Below are 26,337 nucleotides of genomic sequence, written 5' to 3' on the forward strand. Positions count from 1 at the left end.
CCAGATTTATTAGCCCGGCGGTTTCCACGTAGCGGCGTTCATGCCGCTACCTCCCCACAGTAAGGCGGTATGAACGCCGCGGGCAAGATGGCTTGTGGCGCGGGCGGTCGGTAGCCCAGAGAAGAGTGCGGACGCGCGGTGTTGTAATGCCACCGCCAGGTCTCGATCAGGACTTTCGCCTCCCTGAGATCATAGAAGATTTCCCTCGCCAACAACTCGTCTCTGAGCTTGGAGTTGAAGCTCTCGCAGTATCCATTCTCCCAAGGCGAACCGGGTTCGATATAGAGCGTCTTCACGCCGATCCGGCCAAGCCACTCGCGCAGGGCCGTGGCGATGACTCAGGGCCATTGTCGGAACGGATATGCTCCGGCGGGCCATGATGCACGAACAGTTCGCCCAGCGTGTCTAGGACATCGGCGGGAGTTGAGCACCGTTTCGACACGAATGGCGAGGCATTCGCAGTGAACTCATCAATCACACAGCATGCGGAACACCTTGCCGTCATGCGTGCGGTCCTGAACAAGTCATAGGACCAGACATGGCCCTTGTGCATCAGCTCAACCGGATGCGGAGCAGCTCATTCAGACGACCTCTCTTTGGTTGTTTCATTGGCACTTTCAGCCCTTCACGCCGCCAGATGCGATACACCCGCTTCTCGTTCACATGCCAGCCATCCCGTCTCAGCAGGGCCGCGTCCAGGCGGTAGCCATACCGGCCGAACCGTTCAGCCAGGGCGATGGCCGCTGTCAGCGCCCATCCTCGTCCTGGCGTGGCACACGCGGCGCATGGGTGGAACGGTGCTGGCCGATCACGCGGCAGGCCCGGCGCTCCGGTTGCGCCGAGTGTCTCCACCACATGATCGACCGCCTCGCGCTTGCGTGAAAGGCCAGAACTTTCCCTTGATGACTTCCTGCAGGATCTGGTTGGCCGAGGGTCAGATCCGAAATGGCGCGACATAACCGCGCAGTTCTCCTTCTCGATCTCCTTCAGCCGGCAGCCACTATTACGCCTACAGCCGCCTTATATTTGCTTGCAGTGGCTGCCGTATGTCCGTTCCATGCTGATCAAACGCCCGGCCTGACCAGCCCGTCGTCTCCTCTACCGCGCCGAGCCGGACCTCCACCTCCAGCTTCGCTATGATCTCTTCAGGCGTTGATCTCTTGCCCATGTCTCAAGCTCCATATCCTGAAGCCGGAACTAACTCAGAAATAATGGACCACTTTCGTGGGGGCAGACCACTCGCTTTTTGGGACCGCCGCAACCTTGTTGGTACCGGAACGAGAAGGGCATCTTGAGAACAGCCTGTCTGTCAGTGAGTCGCCTCTCTCTCGTTTCGGCTCGCCGCTTCTCCAGGGCGCCAAACCAGGCGGGAGCCGGACCCAGTCGGAGCTAGCCCTACCTTCCAACGGCAGCTAGTGCGCCTGGCCCAGACGTTCTCAAGCCGATTGGCAGATCACAGCGTTCAGCGTTCGATGAAATGCTGCCGCTTGATGCGTCATTGGCAACACAACCGCAAGGGCTCCAGCGGAGCGCCACGCAATTGTCGACCCAGCAGCGTATTCGGCGCGGGCGAGTCATGCGTCCGGCGATCGAGGCGCGTCTATGGTCTACCCTCCTTTCCGACATGAATCCTTGGAATTTGATGGTAGTGATATCACCGGTCTCCCGAAGGAGATCCGATTTGCAGAAATTCACAGGCTTCTTGGCTGGAACCCCAGAGCGCATTTTCGGGTGATCTGGGGAACAAGAACCACAGTAAATCCTTGTTTTTTCTGGTGCCGGCTGAAACAATCGAAGCGGGAGGGGCTCAGGTCAGTCCACTCCGACCCAACCGGTGCAGTTTAGTTGGAGTTCCTGACCAGTCGAAAGCCGATATGTGAACTTCCGAAAGCGGTATCTTGAGCCTGACGCGCTGCCGGCCGGAAGCGGTAACAATAGGATTCTGCGCAAAGATATGAGCCACCGCGAATGACCGTTACGGGCACGCCTGGCTGAGTGGGGTCGAGCCCTTTCGCGCCTGATCGGCCCCTGTCATGATCTGAATAAGTCGGCGTATATGGTGAGGTGGTAAGCTCCCAGACGTTTCCAATCATATCGTACAGGCCAAACCCATTCGGCGGAAAGCTTGCGACGGGCGCAATACCGGCAAACCCATCCTCGCCCGTGTCGACAAACGGGAAGATGCCCTGCCATGTATTCGCCTTGTCTTTCTCGGCCCGTCTTTCTGCCTGGTCCTGCAAGCAAGACCATCGACGCCACCGCGGGCCGCAAACTCCCACTCCTCCTCTGTCGGCAGCCGGCCGCCAGCCCAGGTCGCAAAGGCGTTGGCATCCTCAATCGTTACGTGCACGACCGGCGCATTGGTTGCTGGCTGTTCGGAATCGAGTGGTCCAAAGGGGCATTCGCCAATTGGCGCCTTTCAACCAATTTCCACCAGGATAGTGGCGTGCGCAGTGATCCTGAAGATGGCGAGAAAGCCGCCGAAGCTGGAGGAATATCGATCCCCGGACCGTCGGTTTCGGTCGCTTTCCAACCCCGTTCAGCTCGGGTGACATAGCCCGTGGAGGCAATAAATTCGGCGAACTGAGCGTTTGTAACCTCTGTGGCGGTCATCTGAAACGGTTCGAGGCAGACCGTTCGTACAGGGCCTTCCTCCCGGTAGACCCGCTCCTCGCCCATCTGGAAACATCCTCCTGGCAGGCTCACCCAATGCAGACCCGAACCGGTCTCCGGCGAGGCGTGCAACGGGAGCAAAGCAAGAGCGACGACGGTGCAAAATCTCTTCACGGTGTCAGGTCCGCAGTTTCCGGCGGCGAAAAGCGCGGGCCAGAAGGAGGCCGATCCCGGCCAGCGCCGCAATAGCCACGCCACTGACGGCGATGACCCAGGGCCAGTAATATTGCCAGAGTTTCGCCGTGGTGTTGAGGGTGATCTGGCGCTCAACGTCGTATCCCGGTGGCAATTCCAGCACACCAACACGATCTGCATAGAGACGGTATTGCTGCATGAGGTCGCTCTTCAGGTCCGGCATCGAGACGCTGAGGTCCTGAGTTTCGCCAGGGTCCTCGGAAATGTTGAAGAGACGCCAGGTACTGTCCCCGTGCGGCGGCAAGGTTCGCACCAGCTTGTAGTCCCCGCGGTAGAGGGCAGATTGTCCCGCCGTGCTGAAACCGACCGCTTCGCCAGAGCCATAGACAAACTGGCTCTGCCCCGTGACCAGCGGAACCAGCGACCTGCCTGTAAACGGCACTGCACCCTCGGTCTTCTCTGGAAGACCGGCGAGTTGATTGATAGTGGGGGCGATGTCGGCCAGCGTCGTGAAGGCGTCGACCCTCTCACCTTCTGGAATACCCGGACCCGCTATGATGAGCGGGACGCGTTGCCCGCCCTCGCCCGAATGGAACTTGAACAAATGCAGGGGGCCCGAAGCGGCACTGGCCCCGCCAGAGCCTATCGCGAGGTAACTTCCCGTCTCTCCGAGGGTTTCGAGGTCTCGCGAATAGCCATGCCATTCCAACCAAGGTTGCGCCACGCTGCCCCAGGGGTCTCCGCCTTCCGGTCCGTTGTCCGAAGTCACAAGAATGATCGTGTTATCGTATTGGCCAGACTCCTTGAGATAGGCGATAAGTTTGCCCAGCTCCGCGTCCAGGGCTTCCAGTGCCCCTGCCGCAACGGCGAGACTGCCCGCCGCAATCTTCTGCTGTTCCGGAGTAAGAGCATCCCAGCGAGGAACTGAGTCCGGTATATCGGCCATCCGGGCCCCTTCTCGGAACAGCCCGAGCTCCTGCGCCCGCTGCCACCGGCGGATCCGCATGTTGTCCCATCCATCGCGATAGGTCTCAATATACTTGTCTGTGTACTCCCTGGGGGCCTGAACCGGGATATGGATTGCCGTGAAGGCCACATAGGCGAAGAACGGTTCATCTCTGGCCTGATCGGCTTCCAGATATGCCCTCAATTTTTCAACGATAAAGGTAGATGAATAGAAATCCTTGGGCAGGTGAGTCCTTTTTCCGTCCTCAAACCATGGCGCCTCCTTGTAATAAGGAAGATAGGGCTTTTCCTCCCAATGGTCAGCGCCGGAAGCATCGAGCACGAACGAATGGTCAAATCCGTGATCCACGGGCAATTGACCGGGTCCGTGACCAAGATGCCACTTGCCTGTCATGTAGTTTCTGTAGCCGGCACGCTTCAGTTTCGTCGCAATGGTCTCGGCGCCCGGAGGCAAGGACATCGTGTATCCGGGCTGACCGCGCTGCTCTGGCGGCAGAACCTCCGGTATGGCGCCAAACCCCGCCAGGTGATTGTCGAGCCCGGTGAGAAGCATGGCGCGTGAGGTGGCGCAGGAGGGTGTCGCCCGAAGCGCAGTAAAGAGCAGGCCGTGTGTGGCCAGCGAGTCTATGTTTGGCGTCGAGGCTTCGCCACCATAGGCGCCAAAATCCATAAGGGCAGCATCGTCCACAACGACCAGAAGGAAGTTGGGCTGCTTTGCCTGCCCCCACGCCGAACCAGAGAGGCAAAAGACGCAGATGGCAAGGCCGAGTAACGCGCGGACCATCAAGAATCCTCGCGATTTGAAGAGGCCATCAACTGTTTCATCATTTCGACGGCAGTCTCGGTGCCACTGTTCTGGTTTTGCCCGGTAACGAGTGTTCCATCGACGACGACATGATTGGCAAAGAAATCGCGGAACGCTGACTCGCTCTCAAAGAGTGCGCCCGCGGCGCGAAGATCCCGCTCTGGATGCTTCGGCGTGAACTGAATTCCGAGTTCAGCGATCTGTTTGTCGGTCACGGCCGTCAGATGGCGACCAGCGACGAGAGCGGAACCATCCGTGTCCCGCGCATTTAAAAGGCCGAGAGGACCATGGCATACTCCGCCCAAGACTGAACCGTTTGCATAGGCCGCGGAGATCTGGTCACCCAATTCATCGGACTGCGCAAAATCGTAGGCGGCGCCCCAGCCTCCAGCGAGAAAAACAATGTCGTATGCTGACATATCCACAAGACCAATTTTGGACGAATTGGCCACTTTGGATTGAAACACAGAATCTCTAAGGAATCGCCGGTCGGGCCGGGACGCAATGGGCCACCGAACGGATACGGGTTCAATTGGAACCGGTCCTCCCTGAATGCTTGCGATCTCAACGTTCATACCTGAATCCAGGAAGGCGTAATAAGGCGCCGTCATTTCAGAAGCGAAGACGCCGGTCGCCTTTCCAGATTCCCCCAGCTTATCGTGACTTGTGACCACGATGAGCGCCTTCCTGCCTTCAAGGTGCATTTCCGGTGTCCGGTAGTGCGGATGCAGGCCAAAACGGGTCAGCAGGATCGGCAACCCGAGCCATACTATCAGGATGATCGATACAAGACCCATTACCCCATAGACAATCAATTTCTTCATTCTGAGGACCTCGAGACCCGATCGCGCCGTACTTGGCGTGCGCCACTTGAAACAGTCAGCCCGCTCATGTCGCTTTCGTCGCGATGACGACCGCGCGTTCGAACGAATCATCCCGCAGATGCGGTGTCTTGCGGCAGGCTTCGCTCTGCCCCGCAAAGCTCATCTCAGTTTGGCCAGATAACATACTCGTCATCCAGACCAGGCGGATCGACGGGTGTCTTGTCAATTCGAATGGGACTTTCCGTCGTGTACGGATAGAGAGGCGCTCTCGCATTCAGCCAGTGAGCGTCAATCAGCGCCTGCAGTTGAGCCAACTTGTCCGGCTGGGCATCGACGAGATTGGTCTCCTCCGTGGGATCCGTCGCCAGATCGAACAGCCATTTCTTCCCTTGGCGCTCATTCACCTGGAGCTTCCAATTTCCTGAACGCACCACCTTGTAGTAACCGCTCGACCAGAAAATGGCGTCGCCAGGCCGATCAATCAGATTTGAGGCTCCGGTGGCGAGCGGCAACATGCTGTGTCCATCCAGTTCCACACCCTCTGGCAGAGCCGCTCCCGCCGCCTCTGCAAGGGTCGGCAGCACATCGATATGGGCCACGGGAGTTTCAATTACCGTGCCTGGCGCGATTCTGCGCGGCCATTTTATGAACATCGGAACGCGGATGCCGCCCTCGAACAGGGTAATCTTCCATCCCCGATAGGGAGCATTCACTTCTGGAAGACCAATATAACCTGCGCCGCCATTGTCAGAAGAAAAGACAATGATCGTATTGTCCGAAAGTCCATCTTCTTCAAGCTTGTCGAGAATGCGGCCAACGCTCCGGTCAAGCGCGTGAATCATGGCCGCGTACACCCGCTCACGATCAGGCTGGATGTCGCCGACGGCCTCGTAGTCTTCCCGGGTGGCCTGGAGCGGCGAGTGGACCCCCCAATGAGCCAGATATAAAAAGAAGGGCCGGTTTCGGTTCTCGTCAATTACCTTGAGGGCTTCATCCGTATAATAGTCGGTGACATAGCCAGCTGGCGCGAAAGGCTCATCCACAGCCGGCCCGCCTGCGCGGTCATAGTCCGCGGCATATTGCATCCTTGCCCAGAGGAACTTGTCGATCGGATCGAAGTCCAGCTTTGCATTGACCGCATCAGGATCGCCTTCTGGAAGGTAGAGACCGCTGGCAAGAAGAAGACTTTCATCGAACCCCTGGGAGACCGCGCGGAATTGAGGGGCGCGGCCAAGATGCCACTTCCCGATGTGAACCGTGTGATATCTAGCCGACTTGAGCACTTCCGCAATCGTCACCTCGCTCGGAGGCAGGCCCATATCCTTATACTGAACGCCCCCTTCGTCAGCTTCCTTGTTCCAAGTCATCGGCGGCAGTCCGGCGGCCTTCAACGGGTCCTTGGCAAACATGGAAACGATGCGCCCCATGCCTGGTGGCGTCGGCGTAAATTCAAATCCTGTACGCGTCGGATAACGGCCGGTCAAAAGCATTGCACGAGACGGCGCACAAGTCGCCGTGCCGGAATAGGCCGTCGTAAAGATGGCGCCGCCTGCAGCGAGCCGATCTATGTTGGGTGTTGGCACGCGACTGTCGGCGACCCCTCCCCCAAAGGTCGAAATATCATTGATGCCGAGATCGTCAGCAAGGATGAAAATGATATTGGGAGGAGCATTGGATCGGTCCGGCGGAGGCGTGTCGGGCCCCTTCATCCATTCGACGGAATGTGTTTTCGCCACATCGAGCTTTCCGCGCGTCGTCGCTAGGTACAGAATGATGGACTGCCGATTGAACCAAGCCAGGCTAGCACCCGCAAGAAGCAAAACAGTGATCCCGACAAGCACGCGTTTCAACATTCCACCTTCCCTCCCGAGGCAAGGTCAGGCCGGAGGGCCGATCCATGCCGGAATTTGCTACCCGTCACTTCGTCCCTTCCCATCGCGACGCGCGCGCAGGAAGGATGGGGTTTACGGCACCCGACCCACAATTTAATGTGTATCATTAGGAGGGCTCATTATGCAACAGCCATCACGCCAGGACACGAAAGCGGCTCTGATATCGGCCGCCGAAAGGCTCATTGCCGAGAAAGGGCTGGGTAGCGTCTCGGTGCGCGACATCACACGCGCGGCGGGAGCCCGCAACGAAAGTGCCTTGCACTATCACTTCGGCGATATGCAGTCTTTAATCAGGCAGATCTTCATCGACAGATTCCGCGAGATCGAGCAATCTCGTCTCGAGAAGATTTCCCAATTCGACTCAGAAGGCAGGGGCAAGGACATTTCCGCCCTTATGGAGGCGGCTTTAGGTCCACTCATGGAGGCCTGCCTGGATCCAGGAGGCCGTCTTTATGCGCGCTTCAGCATCCAACTCGCCTTCGATCCGCGTGTCGATATTGTCGAGCTTGTGCGGGACACGGGAATGCAAAGCGTCACAATCATTCGCGACCGGGTGCAGGAGAAATTGAAAGACCTGCCTCCGCAATTGCTTGCAAGCCGGCTGCGGCGCCTTTTTCTGATCTCTCTTGTTCTCACGGCCGACTATGCGCACCTCGTGGAAACGGGCACGGCCCCGCCGTTCAAAGAGGCGACACGCGAAGCCGCAGCGTGTCTCACCGGATTTCTGCTTGCACAGACCATCGACACGCCTTGCTGAAAACAAGACTTGCCAAGATCTGCCGCACCAACTATTTAATGGCTGTCATTAAATAGTGCGGGGATCCATCCAGTGAAAATTCTTCGCACGCCTGACGCCTGTTTCGACCGCATCAAGGATTATCCCTTTGCGCCGAACTATACGGCCATTCGAACCGCTGACGGCAGTGAACTGAGAATCCATCATCTGGACGAAGGACCGAAGACAGGCTCCATCGTTCTGTGCATGCACGGGCAGCCGGCCTGGAGCTATCTTTACCGGAAAATGATCCCGCTGCTGACAAGCGCCGGACTTCGCGTGATCGCCCCCGATCTTCCAGGATTTGGAAAGTCCGACAAGCCGGCCGCGAGGGAAGACTATACTTACCAAAGCCAGGTGGACTGGATGAATGCCTGGTTGTCCGCCAATGATTTTAAGGGCCTTACCCTGTTCGGACAGGATTGGGGCGGGGCCATAGGCCTGCGTTTGGTGGCAGATCAGCCTGACAGGTTCGACAGGGTCGTGATCTCGAATACTGGATTGCCTCTGCCCACCGAGCTTCCAGATCCGGTCACACAGGACGTTCGGGCCTTTCTCGACAGCTCGCGCATTCCAAGTCTTGTTGAAATGGGCCGCGCCCTTGCAGACATGAAGGGTGGAAACCGAGCGATGCAATTCGCCCACTGGCAGAAATATTGTTGGGGCACGGAAGACCTCCCCACCGGTTTACTGATGTATATAGGAACAAGCCATACCTCAAGGCTGGAAACGGGCGTTCAACTCGCGCTGAGCCGTCTGGGACTGGGCAAGATCGCAAAGTCCCCACTCCGTGCGGCATATGATGCTCCGTATCCGGATCCGAGCTTCAAGATGGGACCGCGCGCGATGCCCATGCGCGTACCGACCTTACCAACGGATCCCTCCATGGAAGCGCAATGGAAGGCCTGGGCCTTTTTCCGTTCGTTCGAGAAGCCCTTTCTCTGCGCCTTTTCTGACGGTGACCCGATTACACGGGACGGGGACTCGGCCTTTATTGATGTCGTGCCAGGCGCCAAAGGCCAGCCGCACAGGATCATCAAAGGCGGCGGTCATTTCATCCAAGAAGACGCGCCGGAAGAACTTTCTCAAACCATCGTCGATTTCGTACGGTCAGCGTCCGCCGAACCTTTTCAGCCCACGCAGTTGCCGCCGGCACACGAGACCAAGCCATGATTCACGCGTCACTCGACAAAGAGACTATCAGGCGGAAGTATTCCGAAGAACGCAAAAAGCGCCTTCGCCCTGACGGTAACGCCCAATACGTTCGGCTTGAAGACGTGCTCAAAGATCTCGCGGGCGATCCGTATACGCCCTGGACGGAACGCGAGCCTGCGCGTGATCATGTGACCTTTGCCTTTGTTGGCGGCGGATTTGCGGGTCTCGTGGTGGGCGCCCGTCTGAAGGAAGCCGGCATCAAGGATTTCCGTCTGATCGAGAAGGGCGGCGATGTGGGTGGCACCTGGTACTGGAATCGCTATCCCGGCGCGCGCTGTGACACAGCCGCGATGATTTACCTGCCGCTACTGGAGGAAACCGGCTACATTCCAACGGAAAAGTACGTCCGCGGTCCCGAAATCCGTGCTCATTGTCAGCGCATCGCAAACCAATACGGACTGTATGAAAAGGCCCTGCTCCATACCGAGGTGACCGCGCTTGAATGGCTTCAAGAAGCGGGGGTCTGGCGGATTACAACCGATCGCGGTGACGATTTTACCGCGAAGTATATCGGTATGGGGACCGGGCCGCTGCACGTTGCCAAGTTGCCTGGCATTCCTGGGATCGAAACGTTCAACGGGAAGGCCTTCCACACCAGCCGCTGGGATTATGGTTATACGGGCGGCAATCCAGACAACGGCCATTTGGGCAATCTTGCGAACAAGCGGGTCGCCATCATCGGTACAGGCGCGACAGGCGTGCAATGCATTCCGCCGCTCGCCCGCTCATCAGGGCAACTCTACGTGTTCCAGCGCACACCCTCATCCGTAGACGAACGTCACAACCACCCAATAGATCCGGACTGGTTCGCCACAATCGCAACTCCCGGCTGGCAAAAGCGCTGGCTTGACAACTTTGTTGATAACCAGGGCCGGGGCATACCCGAAGAAGACCTGATCGACGACGGATGGACGGAAATCTCCCGGCGCATCCGAACCAAAATATTCAGCCTGCCTCCCGAGCTAATGAACCCGGCCGGCTTCCAGGCGGCCTTTGAAGAAGCCGACATCGAAAAGATGGAACAGATCCGGAGCCGGGTCGATTACATCGTCGAGGATCCTCTTACAGCGGAGAACTTGAAGGCTTGGTATTCGCAGCTCTGCAAACGCCCCTGCTTCAGCGACGAATACCTGCCAGCGTTCAATTTACCGAACACGAAGCTGGTCGATACCAACGGCAAGGGCGTGGAGCGCATTACGGAAACGGGTGTTGTCGCCAATGGCCAGCTTTACGAAGTTGATTGCATCATTTTTGCCTCGGGCTTTGAGTATGGCGCAAGTTTGGAGCTTAAAACCGGCTATGACCTCAGGGGCCGCGGTGGCAGGATGTTGTCAGAGCACTGGGCAAACGGCCTTCGCACGCTTCATGGTCTGCACATGCACGGTTTTCCGAATGCCTTCATGGTTCAGATGAACCAGGGGGCCAACATGGTCACGAACATTCCGCATAACATCGTCGACCACGCGCAGACCATTGCTCAGATTGTCTCGTATGTCGAACAGAAGGGCTATTCGGAAGTCGAGCCGACATTGGCAGCCGAAGCGGGCTGGATTGAACTCATACTGAGCGGTCAGGGCTCGCTGTTTGGGTCGCCTGACTGCACGCCTGGCTACTACAACAATGAAGGACAGGGCTTCGACAAAGCCTACAGACAGACGCTTGGGCACCCCGGCGGACCAAAAGCCTTCTTTGAGCACATGGAACACTGGAGGAAAGCCGGAAATTTCGACGGTTTGTCATTCCGGTAGGAGCGGGTTCACGAAGCAAATTGGAAATCAAGGTCGGCATGGGGCTCAGGCAATGCTGCTAGGCAACCTAAAGAACGGACTACGGATATGAGATGGTGGAAAATCATTGCGGGCCTCGTCTTCGCCGCGGCGATCTGTATCGGCCTGATTCAAACCTTCAGGACTCCACTGATCTGGCGCGCATTCGACCGCGCGGTAGCGCGCAACGTTGTCGCAGACGCGACCCAGGACTTGCCGGACGGTCTACATGTTTACATGTGCGGAACAGGCTCGCCGATGCCGGATAATCAACGCGCGGAGGCTTGCATCGGTGTGCTCGCCGGCAACCAGTCATTCATTTTCGATGCAGGCTCGGGCGGGATCCACAAACTCGGCCGGATGGGTTTCCCTATGGGACATGTGCAGGGCGCATTTCTGACACATCTTCACTCGGATCATATTGATGGCCTTGGCCAGCTCTTGATGATGGCATGGATAGGACAGAACGGATTCAGAGCCGAACCCCTGCCTGTTTATGGACCGGAGGGAACTGAAATCGTCGTAGGCGGGTTCAATGCCGCATACTCATTGGACCGGGGCTACCGGATCGCCCATCATGGTCCTGATATCGCAAAGCCGGAAGGCTATGGCGGCCGGGCAGTTGAAATCCTTTTGCCTGACGAACCTTCGGCCAGCAAGATCGTCTACGATCAGGATGGCGTCCGGATCACCGCGATCCGCGTAAACCATCATTCCGTGTCGCCCGCCTTCGGATACCGCATCGATTACAAGGACCGGTCGATCTCGCTCAGCGGCGACACGATATACCATCCCGGCTTCGCGACCGCGTCGGAAGGCGTGGATGTGATGTTCCATGAGGCGCTCAATTCGGAAATGGTGACTCGGATGGCAGACACACTTTCGGGTTCAGGACGCGACGTGACGGCCAAACTTTTGCGGGACGCGATGGAGGATCATTCGAGTCCGGAAGATGCCGCACGTGCAGCCTCCGAGGCCGGCGCCACGGAATTGATCTACTATCATATCGTGCCGCCGCTCCCGGCGAAGGCCCTGAGCCAGATCTGGCTTGGCGACGCCAAATCCGTTTTTTCAGGCAAGGTCACTCTCGGTGAAGACGGCATGCTGATCTCGTTGCCAGCCGGCAGCACAAAAATCATCCGTTCGAGAAAGTTTTAAACAGAGGAACAACAAATGAAATCGCTCCTTAAATCTGCAGCGAATGCCGCGGGCCTGATGGCCCTATTGTCGGGAATGGGGTTCATGGCGAACCGCGCATATGCGGAACCGGCCGGTGCGGCGAATCGGATGGCCGAGTCCCTGCAGTCCGCAGACACCAACAAGGACGGCCTGCTCACAGAAGCGGAATTCACCGCCATGCTTCAGGACCGCTTCAGCCGGATGGACCGGAACCGCGACCAGCAGGTCAACTCCAAGGATGCTCCGCGCTTGGCCCAGCAACAGTTCATGTCCCGGGTTGGACCAGTCATCGCCGAGCGGGATTCCAATAAGGATGGCAATCTTACGTATGCTGAATTTTCGGCCCGCCCGATTCAGGGCTTCAGGGCTGCAGATACGGACGGCCGCGGGACAGTCGAGATAAATGCGCTGCTGGCTGCGATTAATGAGAAATCCGCCACCGGCTCGAACTGAAGCATCTGGTCAGTCAGCGGACAAGGCTTCCGGGGTGCCGCTCGGAGTAAATGTAACGACGACGCCGACAAAAATCAGTCCGATCTCGTCGACGACGTCGCAATGCACAAGAGATAGGAGGCAGGCTGTGAAATTCCTGAGAGTTGCGGTTTTGGTTGTCGGCTTAGGATTTCTGCTTCCGGGATTTCTGGCGGTATTTCGCACTGATCGTTTAGCGGAATTTCTTTCGCTCGATCTGGTACCGCCGACGGGTCTAGTTACGGTCCGCGTCCTCATCGGTGCGCCATACCTGGCTATGGCCGGTGTATGCATCTACACGGCCATTAAGAGCACCTGGGCTTGGCTAGTGCCGATTGCAGCGACTGAAGGCCTAATGGCGCTTCTCAGGATATCATCGGGCTTTGTCCATGGCTATTCAGCCGCAGGAATACCGGAAATGCTTATCGAGACATTTATATGCGTACTGATGGCGTATGCCGCCAGACAATCGGCGCATGCGCCCTAATGTTGGCCAGAAAGACAACCGAATAGGTTTGCAGCCAACGATTGATCTTAAACTGATGACTCATTCTGGTAAACGGCAAACGGTTTCGATACCGGCCCAATCCGGCCTGGTCCATCCCCCAATGCACGGTTTCGACACAGTCCCGTCCGAAAAATGGTTTAGACTTGAACACCATCGCCGGCACGCCCCAATGCCCGGACTTGTCCAGGGCTCCCTGATTTCGAGTTATTTCATCGATGTGGTCGCCGGCTTATTCGGCGACGTCCGTGAGCTTCTCCAATTCAGACTGTCCGTCGTCAGGTAATTTGAGACTGCGGGCTGCCTGACTTAAGTAGGGTCTGGCGCATCTGGGTTTGAGTTGAGCAGTCAAACTGGTCAGCAATGACCAAGACTAATCTTCCAACAACTTCTGCCGGAGGGCCGCTAGTTGAGTTTCATCTACGCCAAGTTCCTGCTGAATATAGGCATCTACCGATCCGTAAGTGGCATCGATGTGATCCAGGACGGATTCGATATAGGCCGGATCCGAGCGCATGAGGGGTGCGACCAGCTCGGGCGGCAGCTTCCGGAGATAGGTGTAAGGGCCATCCTCCTGAACAGGGGCCTCGTCTGACAATTTGAATTCGGCGCTGTAGTCCACGAGCTTTTCTGACAATGCATAGTCAGCGACGACTGTGTCTCTTGGAACGCCCAGAGCGGACAGGATCAGTGCGGCGCCAACACCTGTCCGATCCTTACCGGCGGAGCAATTAAATGCAAGCGGTGCATCGTCTTCAACGAGGTCAAGGAACAGTCTGCGATAGGCAGGCGTCTGTTGATCAAGAATTCCCGAATAAAGCGCTGTCATTGTTGCGCGGACATCTTCCGGCGTCACATCCGGCGACGCAAAGACGGCCGCAAGCGGATTGGCATCTTCCTCAACGGGGTCGGCGAAAGTGACATAGTCGATGCTACCAGCTTTCCAATCGGTAGGTTCAGCCGTGCGTTCCTGGCTTGTCCGAAGGTCCACCACAGTCGCAATCCCGAGGCCGGAGAGGTATTTATAATCCTCGTCTGTAAGCCGTGTCATGGTGCCCGAGCGGAACAGGCGCCCCCATTTGACATGGCGTCCGTCTGCGGTTTCGTAGCCCCCCAGATCCCGGAAGTTGCGGCCGCCTTCAAGCGGCAGCAGCCGGACGGCAGTCAGGTAAGGTTCGCCGCCTTCCGGCTGGACAACAAAATAGGTCCGGCCTGTCCTGTCTTCAGCCGGTGTCCAGGTCAGTTCACCGTCCGTGATATCATCTGCAATCTGAATGGCATCGGCGCCATCCGGGGACTCGGAAACAAAGACATCGACCAGCGCATGTTCACCGGTCGTGGTCCAATCTAGAGAGTATGCACCATCATCATAGATGACCTGAGCCTCTTCGATCACCGCAGGAACGAGAATTGCGGCCTCGGGCGGGCTGATCGCACAGCTGACAAGTGTCGCCGCCATCGTCGACGCAAAGACAGAAATGGGGTACTTCATTTGTTCGCTCCTGATTGTGGTCGTACAGAGAGGTCGCTGGCCCCGGGCGGGTCGAGGCCAGCGCTCCGATATCCGGTTCAGTAGTCCACCCGCACCGAAAAGACCCAGCGGCGACCGAAGCCCTCATACTGGTTCGGGGTGGCCGGCGTGTTGACGTAACGCGTGTCCTTCTCGTTCGTCAGGTTGTTGCCATTCAGGGCAAGCGTGACGTTCGTGCCGAAGACGTCCCGCGGCAAGGTATAACGAAGGGAGGCATCGACGCGTGTGGTATCATCCCAGTACTCGGTCAGGGAGTCGTTTTCCGTCGTTGACAGCCATGCGTCGCGATACTGGTAGTTTACCCGTGCCGACCAGCCGAATTTCTCGTAGAATAGCGAGGCATTCAGAACCGTGTCTGACGTTCCCGGAAGAGAATAGGTGTTGTCGAGGTTCGGTGCGTAGAAGCTTGAGTCGATGAAAGTGACGTTGCCGCTCGCGCCGAAGCCATCAAACGGTTCCGGCAGGAAATCAGCTGCCGAGTAGATCAGATTGAACTCGAGGCCGGACAGTTCCCCGTCCTTCCCATTGAAGAAGGAATTGTAGGTCGTCGCCGTGCCAGCCGGAATGATGCCCGGCGCATAAACCGATCCGTCTACGGTCGAAGACCCCGGATAGATGACATTGTCAATCTTGCGGTAGTAGGCCCCGGCAGACGCCAGGCTGGCGGGCGCGAAATACCATTCCAGCGCGGCATCAATGCCCCAGGACTCTTCGGGATCAAGGTATGGATTACCGCCGGTAACTTCTGGGGGCGTATTCGTCACGTTCACCGATTGCGAAGCGCGCATTTCGGTATAGGTGGGCCGCGACACACCGGTCGAGGCAGACAGACGTAGTTTCAGATCTTCATTCAGATCGAAATTCGCGTGAATGCTAGGTAGAATGTTGGTAAAATCATTCGACGCATTGATCGACTGGGTGGTGCCATTCTCGTCGACAAGTGTCCCCTGCGACGAAAAATCGGTCTGCTCGACGCGGACACCGTAAACGAGGTTGCCCCACGAATATTCGCTCGTGCCCATAGCATACAGGGCAAGGACGTCTTCCTCGATCTTGATCAGGGAATCCTCGTCATACGCCGGGCTGAGACCGCCAACAGCGGCTTCCCAGGCACTGCGTAGCTGCGGGTTCGCAATATTGGTCGCCATGATGGTGTTGCGGAAATCCGCCGACCACGGAACGCCGGTTACAAATTGATTGATGTCGACACTGGACGGGAACCCTCCGAATGCCAGCGTGCTGCCACCGGTCACTTCACGGGTGTCATACTGTCCGCCAAGCTTTACGGTCGTCGGCGAGCCGAACAGCTCCATGTCGCGCTCAAGGTCGAGTTTAGCCTTGGTCGCGTCCGTGTCTGTATTGCCAGCGAAGGTGAGGCCGAATGTTGCCGCATAGTCCAGGTGATTGATGTCACCCGTCGTGCCCGGCTGGCCGACTTGCGTCAACTCGATGGACGGATCGAAAACGCTGGTGAGATCCACTTCGGCGCCCAGAACACCGCCGACGGAGTAAGGAATCGGCAGGAAGTCGCTGTGCTTGGTTTGGGTATAGTTGAGGCGGGCCTCGACGGACCAGTCCCCGAACAGCCCGTCATAGCCAAGCGTATTGGTGGAGGTAGAGTTTTCATACAAGCCGTCTTCCAGGAGCCGTGTTACGACCACGACCGGCTGGTATGCGGATGTGCCGATTTCCATGTCATCGAAATCGAAAACATACTGATTGCGTTCTTCGCGGTCGATGAATTCCGAAAAGAGCGTCGAGAAGAACACCGAGGAGTCCGGCGTCGGACGGAATTCGATACGGCCGCCATAGGCATTGTCTTCGCGGTCGCCGCGATAGGAGCGGAAGTCGATGCTGGCCACGCCAGTGTCGCCGTCGCCGTCGGAGTCTTCATAGCCGTATTCACGGTTGTCGGTGATCCGGCCGCGCAGATTGTGGGACCCGAAAACGAGAAAGCCAAACTGGTCGTTGGAGAAACTCAGGCGGCCATTGTATTTGTTTATCGGAACATCGCCGAGTTCCTGGTTGCCGTATCCGGCTTCGGCGGAAAAACTCCAGCCCTCCCGGTCGAACGGCTTGAAGGTATCGATATTGACGTAGCCGACAGTTGCCTCGCCCGGCATGTCGGCCGTGATTGCCTTGTTGACCGCAATGCGGGACGTGATCACGGACGGAAAGGCATCGAAGCGGGGCGTGCGACCATCTTCAGCCCCCAACACATCAATGCCGTCAAAAGCGATCTTGGTGTAGCGGAACGGCGCGCCGCGAAAGTTGATGAAGCGCGCCTGGCCCTGGTCACGTTCGATGGCCAGGCCTGGAACGCGGCCGAGCGAGTCGGCCAGGTTCTGGTCCGGGAAGCGGCCGATTGTGTCGGCAGCAAGGACGTCAACGACATTGTTGGCCTCGCGCTTGGCTTCAATTGCGGCCAACTGGCTGTCACGGATGGGCGTTGCGGTAACAACGACGGTTTCCTGACGGGCTTCAGCGTCCGGCGTCCCCTGCGCATAGGCGGCAGGAAGCGCCAGCGCAGATGTGGCAAACAGGAGATTCAGAGCTTTAAGTTTCCTGGACATGAGACCCCTCCTTGAGTTCCAAGAGCGAGGGCCGTTAACCAATACTGAACGAAAGTACCAAGACAATTTTTTATGACTTCACGGAAGCATCCAGATACATCCATTTGCCGGGATACTTAGCGAACATAGCGACAGAAGCAGGATTTACTGGAACGAAGTTCGTCCTTGACGCGCAACAAGTTCAGTAAAATCTAAGGCTTAAGGGAAAGAGGAAGCCAGAGTGCCTAAACAATTGTACCAAAAAGACGAGCCACAGACGCCAGACACGCGAGCCGCGGCTATAGAGGCCGTCCTGGACATTGTCCGTAGCGAAGGCATGAAGGATCTGACCGCCCGGAAGATCGGAAACCGGATAGGCATGTCGCCTGCGCTGCTGAACTACCATTTCGGTTCGCAGGCGGGGCTCCTGGAGGAAGCCTGCCGGGAGGCGGACCGGCGGCTCGCCGCTGCCTGGCGGGAATGGACTGAGACCATCTCGGCGGTCCGGCCCGGTCCTGACGATTTTGAAGCCTGCATGTATTCCGCGATCCGCGACATGCATTCCCGGATGGCTCGCGAACGAACCATGCTTTGGCAATCCCTTCTGAAAGCAAGTCGGCAGACTGGCTTCCAGCTCGCGCTTCAAAGCCCGCATACGGAAAGTGTATTCTGGCACCTGCTTCTCAGCCTCGCAGGCATTGACGAAGGGCATGCGGATTCCGTCCAGTCCTTTGCTCTGGGCCTGGGCTTTGGTTATCTCGTAAATGGCGAACCCTGGACATTCGACTCCTGGGCGCACCGGTTATGCGGCAGATTCGCGAGCCGATTGCTGAAACGCGAGACCGCCGATGAAGGCGACAGCGCGTTCCGGCGCGCAAGCGAGCTTCCGTTCGACGAAATGGCTGAAACGCCGGCCCTCCATCCGACGCATCAGAAGATTATTGAAGCCGCCGTCGAGATTATTCTTTCGAAAGGCGCTGAAGAGCTAACGCATCGTGCGATTGCGGCAGAGGCAGGCGTATCCCTTTCATCTGTCACTCATTTCGTGAAGAGCGGCGCAGACCTAAGGGCAGAAGCCCATGAAGCGCTATTTGCAAGGACGCGATCGCAGGTGGATCCGCTGCGCAGGAGCCAGACTCCTATGTCCGTCGCCAAACTTGTCGACGCCATGCTTGGATCGGGAGGTACAGCCTCGATGGGGGTGAGAATGCTCGCCGGCACGTATGGCGCCATGTTGTCTGCAAGCGTACTCGGGGACAGCCGGGACCTGGTGAGGCATACCTTTGCCCGGTTCGGAGCGTCGACGATTGACCTTATCGCACGCACCTTTCCCACCGGAACGCCCCTTAGCCGGCTGGATGCGCAGGTGTTCAGCCTTTGCGCGGCTAACTTGCGATTCGTCGGCATGTTGAAAGCAGAACAACCGCTTGAAGCCCTCGAAAAAAAGCACCGGCGAGATTTCCGTGTATTGATCGGCACCCTGTTTCCCGGGGCATGATGCGTTCCAGACTGCCAGATGTTGGAATGAACACGTTCAAATCGGAAATGCTCGACCAATTAGAAGTGGCTTGCCCAATCGGACTGGTCGAGCCATGGAGACGACGATCTCGTGGACCCCAAGGAAGCCAGCCTCAGAATGAAGCTTTCGGTCTCAACCCTCGCGAAAATGCGGTGCAAGGGCGACGGTCCCCCTTATATCAAACTCGGCTCCCGGTCGGTTTATTACAAGGTCCGGGATGTGGATGCCTACCTGTCCGACCGTCAGTTTCAGTCGACATCCGAGGAATAAAACAGTCTACAGCCTGTTTACCCATTCTTATAAAACAGCCTATAGACTGTTTTTTGTGCCAGAAAAACAGGTTTTAGGCTTATGAACAAGCAGAGCAAGCGTGCCAGGGAAGCCCTCGACGAACGGCTGAGTGACCTGCGCCCTGTATCAAGATACGCCAGCCCACAGAAAGGCTGGATCCGCGCAATTCGTGATGCCCTGGGTATGACGCGCGTTCAACTCGCAAAGCGTATGGACATCACGCCACAATCCCTTCTCGGCATCGAAGAGTCCGAGGCACAGGGGAGCGTTCGCCTTGATACGCTCCGCAAGGCAGCCGAAGCGCTGGACTGCACGCTCGTGCACGTTCTGGTTCCCAACAAGCCACTCGCAGAGCAGGTCGACAACCGCGCGAGACAGGTTGCGCTAAGAGCGATCGGCGGTGTCGCCCACTCTATGGCCATCGAGGACCAGGCGGCCCGCGCCGACCTAGAAGAGAGAATTGATGACTTCATCTCGACCTCCCTCCGAGACCGAGATCTCTGGGATGACCCATGACAGACCTCTTCACCGAGCCAGATGACGCAACGCCGCTCACACCAGATGAACGTGCTGGCCTCAAACAGACCTGGATCGCAACGCGCGCAGACCTGAACATAGCCGAACAGGACAATATCGATGCAGGGGCGGCCTGGGCATTCCGCAACCGGCGCCGCGACATGCTCACAGTCGACTTTGCTCTCAGATTGCACAGAGAAATGTTCGGGAATGTCTGGGAGTGGGCAGGAACGTACCGCCGCACAGAAAAGAATATCGGCATCGCACCTACCCGGATCGGAATCGAGACCGCTCAACTGATCGATGACGTAAGATACTGGAGCGACCACGCAACCTTCGAGCCAGATGAGACAGCCGTGCGACTGCATCACCGGCTGGTCTGGGTTCACCCCTTTCCAAACGGCAATGGCCGACATGCCCGGATGATGGCAGATCTGCTTGTGCAAAGACTTGGCAATCAGCCCTTCAGTTGGGGCGGCCAGAACCTTCAGGACATTGGTGCACTACGGCAAGCCTACGTTGAGGCGCTCCGGCGTGCTGACCAGCATGACATAGGGCCCCTTTTGGAATTTGCTCGCAGCTGATGGTGCTGTCAGGCTCGCCGGCGCGCCGACTCATAAATCGCCTCAACACCATCGGCGGCAGGTCTTTGTGAATCCACGAGCAAGTGAGCGTATCGCTCCGTGGTCGAAGCTCTCTGGTGCCCGAGATTGGCGCCGATCATCTTGAGTGACTCACCAGCATTGATCGCGAAGGATGCATAGGCATGACGGAAATCATGTATTCTGAAGTCCTTGATCTTCGCGCGCGCAGCGATCTTCTCCCAGGTATGGCTGATGCGCTTGATGTGATCGGAGCCGCTTCTTGAAGACGGGAAAACATACTCCGCCTCCTCGTCTGCTTCTTCACTTAGACGCGTCAGGATCTCCACGCATCGCGCCGACAGGGGCAAAGACTTGTACTTCTTTACACCACCAGTCTTGTGGCGAAGTGGCGGAAGCTTGAGGATCCGTCGCTCCAGGTCGACCTCTTTCCATTGGAGCGCCTTGATCTCGGATGCGCGTGCAGCCGTCAGAAAAATCAGCTCCAGGCAATCAACCTGGTCCTGAGTGATCTCGCCTTCCTCCAATAAGGCATCGATCGCCTTGAACATGCGCTCGGCTTCTTTCGTCGTCAGATAACGGTCCCGAGCCCCATCCTGTATCTTGTTGATCTTCAGACACGGATTGGACTCGACCAGTTCGCGCTTCACGGCCCAGCCGAGCATTGCCGACAGGGAGCGCACGGCATGCGATGCAGCGCCCCGCCCGCCACGAACCCGGCTGCCGGACCCCTTTGCCATTTCTGCTGATACGCCCGTCAGAACATCATTCTGGAACCGGGAGATATGGTGCGGCTTCAGATCACCGACTGTGATCCGTCCCAGAAGCCGTCGGGCATGATTGTTGAGGTAGTTCTTGTCATTTGCTCCAACTCGACTCCCGCTTGTCCGGTTTGTCGATCGGGCCTTGGTCAAGATAGAGATCGATGAGCTTGGAGATGGTCAGCGCACCAATCTTCTGTTCAACGCGCTCCAGGGTTTTCTGCGCTGAAGGATCATTGCCCTTGGCTACTTCACCCAGGATTTCCTTCGCCTTGTCTCGTGCGGATTCAGGCGTCCACGGATCACCATGCTTTCCAATTGTGTACCAACGATAGCGTCCGCCGAAACCATAGCCGACAACATAAACCTTCCGCCCAGTTGGATAGACAACGAGGCAAAACCCCTTCTGCTCGCTGTCCCAAATCCGCGTGCGGTTCCCGTGTTCAGCGATGGCAGAGTCCACCAGCCGTTTCGTGATGCGGTGCTCTCCAACTCTCTTCGCCACCTACCCAAATCCTCATAGATCCTTCCAAAAATCCATGCAAAAGTATGATTTGCATGCCCTTTGGAACACAAACTTTTTCAATATCATCATATTTTACAAAAGGATGGATCGAAATTCCAGCTAGAAAATAGCTAGAAAACGGACGGAATTCATGGGTATCAATAGGAAACTTGTCCCAACAATGGGAAGAACAAAATCACGCTTAAATCATTATTTTTATTGTATTTTTACTCCCTTTCACCTAAGATGAACAACTTGCAAATTTGAACCCTTTTAGCTTCCCAAGCTGAATACGAGGGTTCGATTCCCTTCACCCGCTCCAGTCTGTTCGCGCGAGGGCATCCTGGCTGCGAGCTATCCATTCCGCCAATTTGACACTATGGCTCATCGAAAGGCCGCTATAGCTGTTCAGGAGGAAGGCGATGTTTTCAGGGAAAGTCTGGTGGATCACGGGCGCATCGTCCGGCATCGGCGAGGCACTGGCGAAGGCGCTGAGTGCGCGCGGGGCCAATCTCATCCTGTCCGGCCGAAATGTGCCGGCGCTGGAGGCGGTTGCCGCACAGTGTACGGCAAAGACGATGATCCTGCCCTTCGAGGCAACTGATTTCGACGCCATTCCGGCCATTGCAGACAAGGCCTGGGAATGGGCGGAAGCCCATGGAGGCCTCGACGGCCTCGTCAACAATGCGGGCATTTCGCAGCGTTCGCTCGCCGTCGAGACCGTGTTCGACGTGTACCGGAAGATCGTCGATGTCGACCTGATGGCGCCGATTGCCCTGACCCAGGCCCTGCTGCCGCGCATGGCGAAGGCCGGTCATGGCAATATCATCGCCATTTCCAGCATCGCCGGCACTGCTGGCGTCCCGATGCGCAGCGCCTACTGCGCGGCCAAGCATGGCCTCATCGGCTATCATGACAGCATGCGGGCAGAGACCGCGCATCTTGGCCTCAATGTGCTGGTGGTGGCGCCAGGGTCGGTGAAGACGAATGTTTCCCGCAATGCTCTGGATGCGAGCGCCGGCGTGCGCGGTGCCAGCGATGCGGCGATCGAGAACGGCATGGACCCGGACGATGCCGCCGCCGCCATTCTCGAGGCGCTGGAATCCGGCAAGCGCGAGCTGATCCTTGCGACCGGCATAGAAGCGGAGGTTCCGCGCCTCCGCCGTGCAGACCCGGAGGCCCTGTTCGACCTGATGGCGAAGCTCGTCGCGGATGGCTACGCGCAGAAAATGGCGGTCGACTCGTAAGGCTGTCGCTTCAGCGATTGTTGTCGTCGAGCCAGGCTCGGACGTCCGCCAGCACGGGCTCCCAGCCCGGTTCGCCGTCAACCGGGATTCCTTGCCGGACGAGATTGGCGCGCGCCCCCCCCGTTGCCTGACCTTGCGTGATGTATATCAGGGCGGAACGGCCACACCGTTTCTGCAAGGATCTCCCTCCATGAAATATTATGAAGACCTCGTCGTCGGCACCGTCACGAAGTCCAGCCGCACTTATGACGTCACCCGCGAAGAGGTGATCGAATTTGCGGGCAAGTACGATCCGCAGGCCTTTCATCTCGATGACGAGGCCGCCGCGAAGACGCATTTCGGTCGCCTGTCAGCCTCGGGCTGGCACACCGCCGCGATGGCGATGCGGATGATGGTGGAAGGCTGGAAGGACCAGGAGCCGACGGCCGGCCTCGGCTCTCCCGGCGTCGACGAACTGCGCTGGCGCAAGCCGGTCTATCCGGGCGACACGCTGCGCGTGGAGTCGAAGCTCGTCGGCAAGCGGCGGATGAAAAGCCGGCCGGAGATGGGCCTGATGAAGACCGAGCAGACCGTGTTCAACCAGGACGGCGACATCGTGATGACCATGATCTCGAACGGCCTCATCCAGGTGCGCGACCCGGACAGCGACGCAGAATAGGCCGCAAAGCCCGCGAAGCGCCTTGCCTTCGCGGGCAATGCTTCTCACTCTGGCGGACCGATCAGCCGAGTCCGCCGTATGCAAGACGATACCGCCCCTTCCCCTTTTTCGATTCCGCTCTACCGGCGGATCTGGGCGGCGAATGTGACCTCGCAATTCGGCGCCCTGATCCAGAGCGTCGGCGCGGCCTGGCTGATGCTGGAACTCGGCGGCACCAAGACGCAGGTCGCGCTGGTGCAGGCATCGGTGACGCTGCCCATCATGATCCTCGCGCTGCTGTCGGGCGCAATCGCGGACAATTTCCCCCGGCGGCTGGTGATGCTGGCCTGCCAGGCCTGGATGTTCGTCCTGTCGGTGATCCTTTGCGTCTTCGCCTGGATGGGCAGCCTGACGCCCTGGGCGCTGCTGGGCTTCACCTTCCTCATCGGCTGCGGCACGGCGATGAATGCGCCCTCCTGGCAGGCGACCGTGGGCGACATCGTGCCCCGCGGGACGATTCCGCGGGCCGTGGCGATGAACTCCATGGGCTTCAACATCGCACGCACGGCCGGCCCCGCGCTGGGCGGCGCGATTGTCGCCGCAGTCGGCGCGGCCGCCGCCTTCACGGTCAACGCCTTCAGCTATGTCGGCATCATCTGGGTGCTCGCCACATGGCGCCCGGAGGACACGGCGAAGCCGACGCTGAAAGAAGACCTCGGCCAGGCCATGTGGGCGGGACTGCGCTATGTCGCCCTGTCGCCGCAGATCCGGCGCGTCCTGTTCCGGTCGGCCCTGTTCGGCATCGCATCGGCGGGCGTTCCCTCTCTCCTGCCGCTGGTGGCGAGCCATCTTGTCGGCGGCAGCGCGATCACATTCGGCCTTCTGTCCGGATCGTTCGGCGTGGGGGCGGTATCCGGTGCGCTGTCGAACCGGGCGGTGCGGGCGCGGCTGTCGACAGAGCACACGCTGCGCCTCACGGTCTGTATCATGATCCTTGGCGCGGTGATCATCGCGCTCAGCCCCTGGGTGGTGCTGACCGTGCTGGGCCTCGTCCTCTATGGATGGGGCTGGCTGCTCTCGATGGCGACGATGAATGTGACGGTACAGATGTCGGCCCCGCGCTGGGTCGTCGGGCGGGCCCTGTCGCTCTACCAGATGTGCGTGTTCGGAACGATGGCCCTCGGGAGCTGGGCCAGCGGCCGGCTATCGGAACACTATGGCATCGGCGAGGCGATCCTCGTCATGGGCGGCCTCCTGGGCATCGGACTCGTTGCCGGGTTCTTCCTGCCGCTTCCGGAGGTCGACGACCTCAACCTGGAACCGACCGGCCGCTGGCGCGTGCCGGACGTGAAGGTGCCCGTGGAAGCGCGCAACGGGCCGGTCCATATCGCCGTGCATTACCGGATCGCGGAGAAGGACATGTCGCGCTTCCTTGCCGCCATGAATGAAAGCCGGCGCGTGCGCCTGCGCGACGGCGCCTGGCAGTGGGCGCTGGCCCGCGACCTCAGTGATCCAGACGTCTGGATCGAGAAATTCCGCTTCAGCCGGTGGATGGACTATGTCCTCCACAATGAGCGGCGGACGCACACCGACTCCGAGAATCTGAAGCTGATCCAATCCCTGCACCGGGGCGACTGGCCGCCACACATCGCGCGGTTGCTGGAACGGCAGGTTACCGGCGTGACGATCAATCCGGAACTGTCGGCCGACACGACCAATGATCCGACCAAGGAGCAATCCTAGGGACAACCGATCGCGCGGGCGATGATATTGCGGTGCACTTCGCTGGTTCCGGAATAGATCGTCGCGGCGCGGGTGGCGAGATACTTCGCCTGCGTGAAAGTCCCGTAAGGCGCCCCTTCCAGCCCTGCTTCCGTGATCGCCTGATGCAGTTCCGTCGCCCGCAGCTTGAGGACGGACGAGGCCGGCGCGTCCGCGACACCGAGCTGGCCGCCCGCCGCGCGTGCTTCCAGCGCCTCGAATTCGTCGACCTGCCGCGACAGGTCCGCCAGTCGCGAGCGCACATCCGGATCGTCCGTATCGCGCATGGCCGCCCGCAACGCCCGGCGCAGTGCGCCTGTCGTCGTATTGTTGCCGCGGGCAATCGCCATCAGCGTCTTCGCCGCTTTCCAGCCTTCGCCGACCTCCCCGATCCGGTCTGCCACGGGCGTGCGCACACCGTTGAAGAAGACTTCATTCGTCTCGCTGTCGCCGTCGATGAATTCGATCGGGCGCACCTCGATGCCCGGCCGGTCCATCTCGACCAGAAGGAAGACAAGGCCCTTGTTGCCCTTCGACTCCGGCTCGCAGCGGGCCAGCAGGAACATGTGCGTCGCGTGCGCCGCGAAGCTCGTCCACAGCTTGCTGCCGGTGAGAATGAAATCGTCGCCGTCGCGTTCGGCCTTAAGCGACAGCGCGGACAGGTCCGAGCCCGCTTGCGGCTCGGAAAAGCCCTGGCACCATTCATGCTCGCCTTTCAAGATGGCGGGCAGGTAACGGGCCTGCTGCGCCGGCGTTCCCGCCTCGATGATCAGCGGCCCGATGGTGCGCACGCCGGAATTCATCAGCACCGGCGCGTCGCGCGCGGCACAGGCATTCTCGAAGCAGATCCGCTGCTCTGCACTCCAGGCCGAACCGCCATGCACTTTTGGCCATGCCGGTGCATACCAGCCCCGCGCCTGCAATTTCTCGCGCCAGGCCGTGCAGGCCCACGCGGCAGACTTCAGGCCCGTCGTTGCGCGGCCCGCCGCGCGCAGGTCTTCCGTCAGCGCGCTGTCGAGAAAAGCGTCGATTTCCGCGCGAAACGCAGCATCCGCGGCCCCATCGGGGGCGCAAGCCGCTTCCGGGAGCGCAAATGGGAAGCTGCCGTCCATGTCGCGGCTCCCTCTCTGCCATCGCAACACGCTATTACCGCCCGCACGGGCGGGGCCGGCAATCCGGAAAACTACGGGGGGACCGCCCCGCCGCGTT

The 26,337-nt window shown here is 58.7% G+C and carries 24 protein-coding genes and 1 pseudogene; 13 read left to right on the forward strand and 12 right to left on the reverse strand.

Translation table 11 applies throughout. The features are described 5' to 3' along the window. Positions 1-86: 86 nt before the first annotated feature. The 7 genes and pseudogenes from R3C13_RS07520 to R3C13_RS07550 form a co-directional block, all read right to left on the reverse strand. Positions 87-1,020, reverse strand: a pseudogene (locus R3C13_RS07520) (IS3 family transposase); the annotation flags it as partial. An 821-nt stretch (positions 1,021-1,841) separates the two neighbouring features. Then, positions 1,842-2,093, reverse strand: a complete 252-nt coding sequence (locus tag R3C13_RS07525) for a formylglycine-generating enzyme family protein (RefSeq protein ID WP_371310200.1) — start codon at positions 2,091-2,093, stop codon at positions 1,842-1,844. Further along, positions 2,090-2,350, reverse strand: coding sequence for an SUMF1/EgtB/PvdO family nonheme iron enzyme (locus R3C13_RS07530; protein ID WP_371310201.1), 261 nt, complete (start codon positions 2,348-2,350; stop codon positions 2,090-2,092). Before R3C13_RS07530 ends, R3C13_RS07525 begins: the two co-directional genes overlap by 4 nt. Then, positions 2,341-2,679 carry an SUMF1/EgtB/PvdO family nonheme iron enzyme gene (locus tag R3C13_RS07535; protein ID WP_371310202.1) on the reverse strand — a complete coding sequence of 113 codons (339 nt, stop codon included), beginning with the start codon at positions 2,677-2,679 and terminating at the stop codon, positions 2,341-2,343. Before R3C13_RS07535 ends, R3C13_RS07530 begins: the two co-directional genes overlap by 10 nt. A gap of 112 nt (positions 2,680-2,791) precedes the next feature. Continuing rightward, on the reverse strand, positions 2,792-4,558 hold the full coding sequence (locus R3C13_RS07540; protein ID WP_371310203.1) for a sulfatase-like hydrolase/transferase: 1,767 nt from the start codon (positions 4,556-4,558) through the stop codon (positions 2,792-2,794). Beyond that, complete coding sequence (locus tag R3C13_RS07545; protein ID WP_371310204.1) at positions 4,558-5,403, reverse strand: type 1 glutamine amidotransferase domain-containing protein; 846 nt, start codon at positions 5,401-5,403, stop codon at positions 4,558-4,560. Before R3C13_RS07545 ends, R3C13_RS07540 begins: the two co-directional genes overlap by 1 nt. 164 nt (positions 5,404-5,567) lie before the next feature. Beyond that, on the reverse strand, positions 5,568-7,256 hold the full coding sequence (locus tag R3C13_RS07550; protein WP_371310205.1) for a sulfatase: 1,689 nt from the start codon (positions 7,254-7,256) through the stop codon (positions 5,568-5,570). Between the two features lie 160 nt (positions 7,257-7,416). Here R3C13_RS07550 and R3C13_RS07555 point away from each other — a divergent pair, with 160 nt between their 5' ends. The 6 genes from R3C13_RS07555 to R3C13_RS07580 all read left to right on the forward strand — a co-directional run bounded on the left by R3C13_RS07555 (position 7,417) and on the right by R3C13_RS07580 (position 13,188). After that, positions 7,417-8,052, forward strand: a complete 636-nt coding sequence (locus tag R3C13_RS07555) for a TetR/AcrR family transcriptional regulator (RefSeq protein WP_371310206.1) — start codon at positions 7,417-7,419, stop codon at positions 8,050-8,052. A gap of 72 nt (positions 8,053-8,124) precedes the next feature. Continuing rightward, positions 8,125-9,243, forward strand: coding sequence for a haloalkane dehalogenase (locus R3C13_RS07560; protein WP_371310207.1), 1,119 nt, complete (start codon positions 8,125-8,127; stop codon positions 9,241-9,243). Further along, on the forward strand, positions 9,240-11,033 hold the full coding sequence (locus R3C13_RS07565) for a flavin-containing monooxygenase (protein WP_371310208.1): 1,794 nt from the start codon (positions 9,240-9,242) through the stop codon (positions 11,031-11,033). Before R3C13_RS07560 ends, R3C13_RS07565 begins: the two co-directional genes overlap by 4 nt. Positions 11,034-11,345: 312 nt before the next feature. Continuing rightward, on the forward strand, positions 11,346-12,209 hold the full coding sequence (locus R3C13_RS07570) for an MBL fold metallo-hydrolase (RefSeq protein WP_371310209.1): 864 nt from the start codon (positions 11,346-11,348) through the stop codon (positions 12,207-12,209). 15 nt (positions 12,210-12,224) lie between these two features. Beyond that, positions 12,225-12,683 (forward strand): hypothetical protein, encoded by a 459-nt coding sequence (locus tag R3C13_RS07575; RefSeq protein ID WP_371310210.1) that lies wholly within the window; start codon positions 12,225-12,227, stop codon positions 12,681-12,683. Between the two features lie 127 nt (positions 12,684-12,810). Beyond that, positions 12,811-13,188 (forward strand): hypothetical protein, encoded by a 378-nt coding sequence (locus R3C13_RS07580; RefSeq protein WP_371310211.1) that lies wholly within the window; start codon positions 12,811-12,813, stop codon positions 13,186-13,188. 391 nt (positions 13,189-13,579) lie between these two features. Here the strand turns inward: R3C13_RS07580 and R3C13_RS07585 are convergent, their stop codons facing one another. Next, positions 13,580-14,698 (reverse strand): tyrosine-protein phosphatase, encoded by a 1,119-nt coding sequence (locus R3C13_RS07585; RefSeq protein ID WP_371310212.1) that lies wholly within the window; start codon positions 14,696-14,698, stop codon positions 13,580-13,582. A 77-nt stretch (positions 14,699-14,775) separates the two neighbouring features. After that, a complete protein-coding gene (locus R3C13_RS07590; RefSeq protein WP_371310213.1) occupies positions 14,776-17,310 on the reverse strand; it encodes a TonB-dependent receptor in 2,535 nt (844 codons plus the stop codon). 316 nt (positions 17,311-17,626) lie between these two features. Between R3C13_RS07590 and R3C13_RS07595 the strand changes: the two genes are divergently transcribed. From R3C13_RS07595 to R3C13_RS07610, 4 genes are all read left to right on the forward strand, one after another. Beyond that, positions 17,627-18,787: a hypothetical protein gene (locus tag R3C13_RS07595; protein WP_371310214.1), complete on the forward strand. Its 1,161-nt coding sequence runs from the start codon at positions 17,627-17,629 to the stop codon at positions 18,785-18,787. A 111-nt stretch (positions 18,788-18,898) separates the two neighbouring features. Beyond that, entirely contained in the window at positions 18,899-19,078 is a 180-nt protein-coding gene (locus tag R3C13_RS07600; RefSeq protein ID WP_371310215.1) for a helix-turn-helix transcriptional regulator, read from the forward strand. 81 nt (positions 19,079-19,159) lie between these two features. After that, a complete protein-coding gene (locus tag R3C13_RS07605) occupies positions 19,160-19,615 on the forward strand; it encodes a mobile mystery protein A (protein WP_371310216.1) in 456 nt (151 codons plus the stop codon). Then, a complete protein-coding gene (locus tag R3C13_RS07610) occupies positions 19,612-20,199 on the forward strand; it encodes a mobile mystery protein B (protein ID WP_371310217.1) in 588 nt (195 codons plus the stop codon). The genes R3C13_RS07605 and R3C13_RS07610 overlap by 4 nt, the downstream gene beginning before the upstream one ends. Before the next feature lie 8 nt (positions 20,200-20,207). Here the strand turns inward: R3C13_RS07610 and R3C13_RS07615 are convergent, their stop codons facing one another. After that, a complete protein-coding gene (locus tag R3C13_RS07615; protein ID WP_371310218.1) occupies positions 20,208-20,957 on the reverse strand; it encodes a tyrosine-type recombinase/integrase in 750 nt (249 codons plus the stop codon). Positions 20,958-21,075: 118 nt separating this feature from the next. Beyond that, positions 21,076-21,483: an Arm DNA-binding domain-containing protein gene (locus tag R3C13_RS07620; protein WP_371310219.1), complete on the reverse strand. Its 408-nt coding sequence runs from the start codon at positions 21,481-21,483 to the stop codon at positions 21,076-21,078. 422 nt (positions 21,484-21,905) lie between these two features. Here R3C13_RS07620 and R3C13_RS07625 point away from each other — a divergent pair, with 422 nt between their 5' ends. The 3 genes from R3C13_RS07625 to R3C13_RS07635 all read left to right on the forward strand — a co-directional run bounded on the left by R3C13_RS07625 (position 21,906) and on the right by R3C13_RS07635 (position 25,110). Beyond that, the gene (locus tag R3C13_RS07625; RefSeq protein WP_371310220.1) at positions 21,906-22,730 is read left to right on the forward strand and encodes an SDR family NAD(P)-dependent oxidoreductase; all 825 of its coding nucleotides are present in this window, start codon (positions 21,906-21,908) and stop codon (positions 22,728-22,730) included. Positions 22,731-22,920: 190 nt separating this feature from the next. Next, positions 22,921-23,388: a MaoC family dehydratase gene (locus R3C13_RS07630; RefSeq protein WP_371310221.1), complete on the forward strand. Its 468-nt coding sequence runs from the start codon at positions 22,921-22,923 to the stop codon at positions 23,386-23,388. A gap of 78 nt (positions 23,389-23,466) precedes the next feature. Then, on the forward strand, positions 23,467-25,110 hold the full coding sequence (locus R3C13_RS07635) for an MFS transporter (RefSeq protein ID WP_371310222.1): 1,644 nt from the start codon (positions 23,467-23,469) through the stop codon (positions 25,108-25,110). Here the strand turns inward: R3C13_RS07635 and R3C13_RS07640 are convergent. Next, positions 25,107-26,240 (reverse strand): acyl-CoA dehydrogenase family protein, encoded by a 1,134-nt coding sequence (locus tag R3C13_RS07640; protein ID WP_371310223.1) that lies wholly within the window; start codon positions 26,238-26,240, stop codon positions 25,107-25,109. The genes R3C13_RS07635 and R3C13_RS07640 overlap by 4 nt on opposite strands. Positions 26,241-26,337 lie beyond the last annotated feature (97 nt).

Source organism: Hyphomonas sp., from assembly GCF_041398385.1.
In the GTDB taxonomy this organism is placed as follows: Bacteria; Pseudomonadota; Alphaproteobacteria; order Caulobacterales; family Hyphomonadaceae; genus Hyphomonas.

Coding starts and splice junctions, on each gene's coding strand:
- R3C13_RS07525 (WP_371310200.1), bottom strand. CDS start 2,093: ATGATTGGAAACGTCTGGGAGCTTACCACCTCACCATATACGCCGACT.
- R3C13_RS07535 (WP_371310202.1), bottom strand. CDS start 2,679: ATGGGCGAGGAGCGGGTCTACCGGGAGGAAGGCCCTGTACGAACGGTC.
- R3C13_RS07540 (WP_371310203.1), bottom strand. CDS start 4,558: ATGGTCCGCGCGTTACTCGGCCTTGCCATCTGCGTCTTTTGCCTCTCT.
- R3C13_RS07545 (WP_371310204.1), bottom strand. CDS start 5,403: ATGAAGAAATTGATTGTCTATGGGGTAATGGGTCTTGTATCGATCATC.
- R3C13_RS07550 (WP_371310205.1), bottom strand. CDS start 7,256: ATGTTGAAACGCGTGCTTGTCGGGATCACTGTTTTGCTTCTTGCGGGT.
- R3C13_RS07555 (WP_371310206.1), top strand. CDS start 7,417: ATGCAACAGCCATCACGCCAGGACACGAAAGCGGCTCTGATATCGGCC.
- R3C13_RS07565 (WP_371310208.1), top strand. CDS start 9,240: ATGATTCACGCGTCACTCGACAAAGAGACTATCAGGCGGAAGTATTCC.
- R3C13_RS07575 (WP_371310210.1), top strand. CDS start 12,225: ATGAAATCGCTCCTTAAATCTGCAGCGAATGCCGCGGGCCTGATGGCC.
- R3C13_RS07585 (WP_371310212.1), bottom strand. CDS start 14,698: ATGAAGTACCCCATTTCTGTCTTTGCGTCGACGATGGCGGCGACACTT.
- R3C13_RS07590 (WP_371310213.1), bottom strand. CDS start 17,310: ATGTCCAGGAAACTTAAAGCTCTGAATCTCCTGTTTGCCACATCTGCG.
- R3C13_RS07595 (WP_371310214.1), top strand. CDS start 17,627: ATGAAGGATCTGACCGCCCGGAAGATCGGAAACCGGATAGGCATGTCG.
- R3C13_RS07605 (WP_371310216.1), top strand. CDS start 19,160: ATGAACAAGCAGAGCAAGCGTGCCAGGGAAGCCCTCGACGAACGGCTG.
- R3C13_RS07610 (WP_371310217.1), top strand. CDS start 19,612: ATGACAGACCTCTTCACCGAGCCAGATGACGCAACGCCGCTCACACCA.
- R3C13_RS07615 (WP_371310218.1), bottom strand. CDS start 20,957: ATGGCAAAGGGGTCCGGCAGCCGGGTTCGTGGCGGGCGGGGCGCTGCA.
- R3C13_RS07625 (WP_371310220.1), top strand. CDS start 21,906: ATGTTTTCAGGGAAAGTCTGGTGGATCACGGGCGCATCGTCCGGCATC.
- R3C13_RS07630 (WP_371310221.1), top strand. CDS start 22,921: ATGAAATATTATGAAGACCTCGTCGTCGGCACCGTCACGAAGTCCAGC.
- R3C13_RS07635 (WP_371310222.1), top strand. CDS start 23,467: ATGCAAGACGATACCGCCCCTTCCCCTTTTTCGATTCCGCTCTACCGG.
- R3C13_RS07640 (WP_371310223.1), bottom strand. CDS start 26,240: ATGGACGGCAGCTTCCCATTTGCGCTCCCGGAAGCGGCTTGCGCCCCC.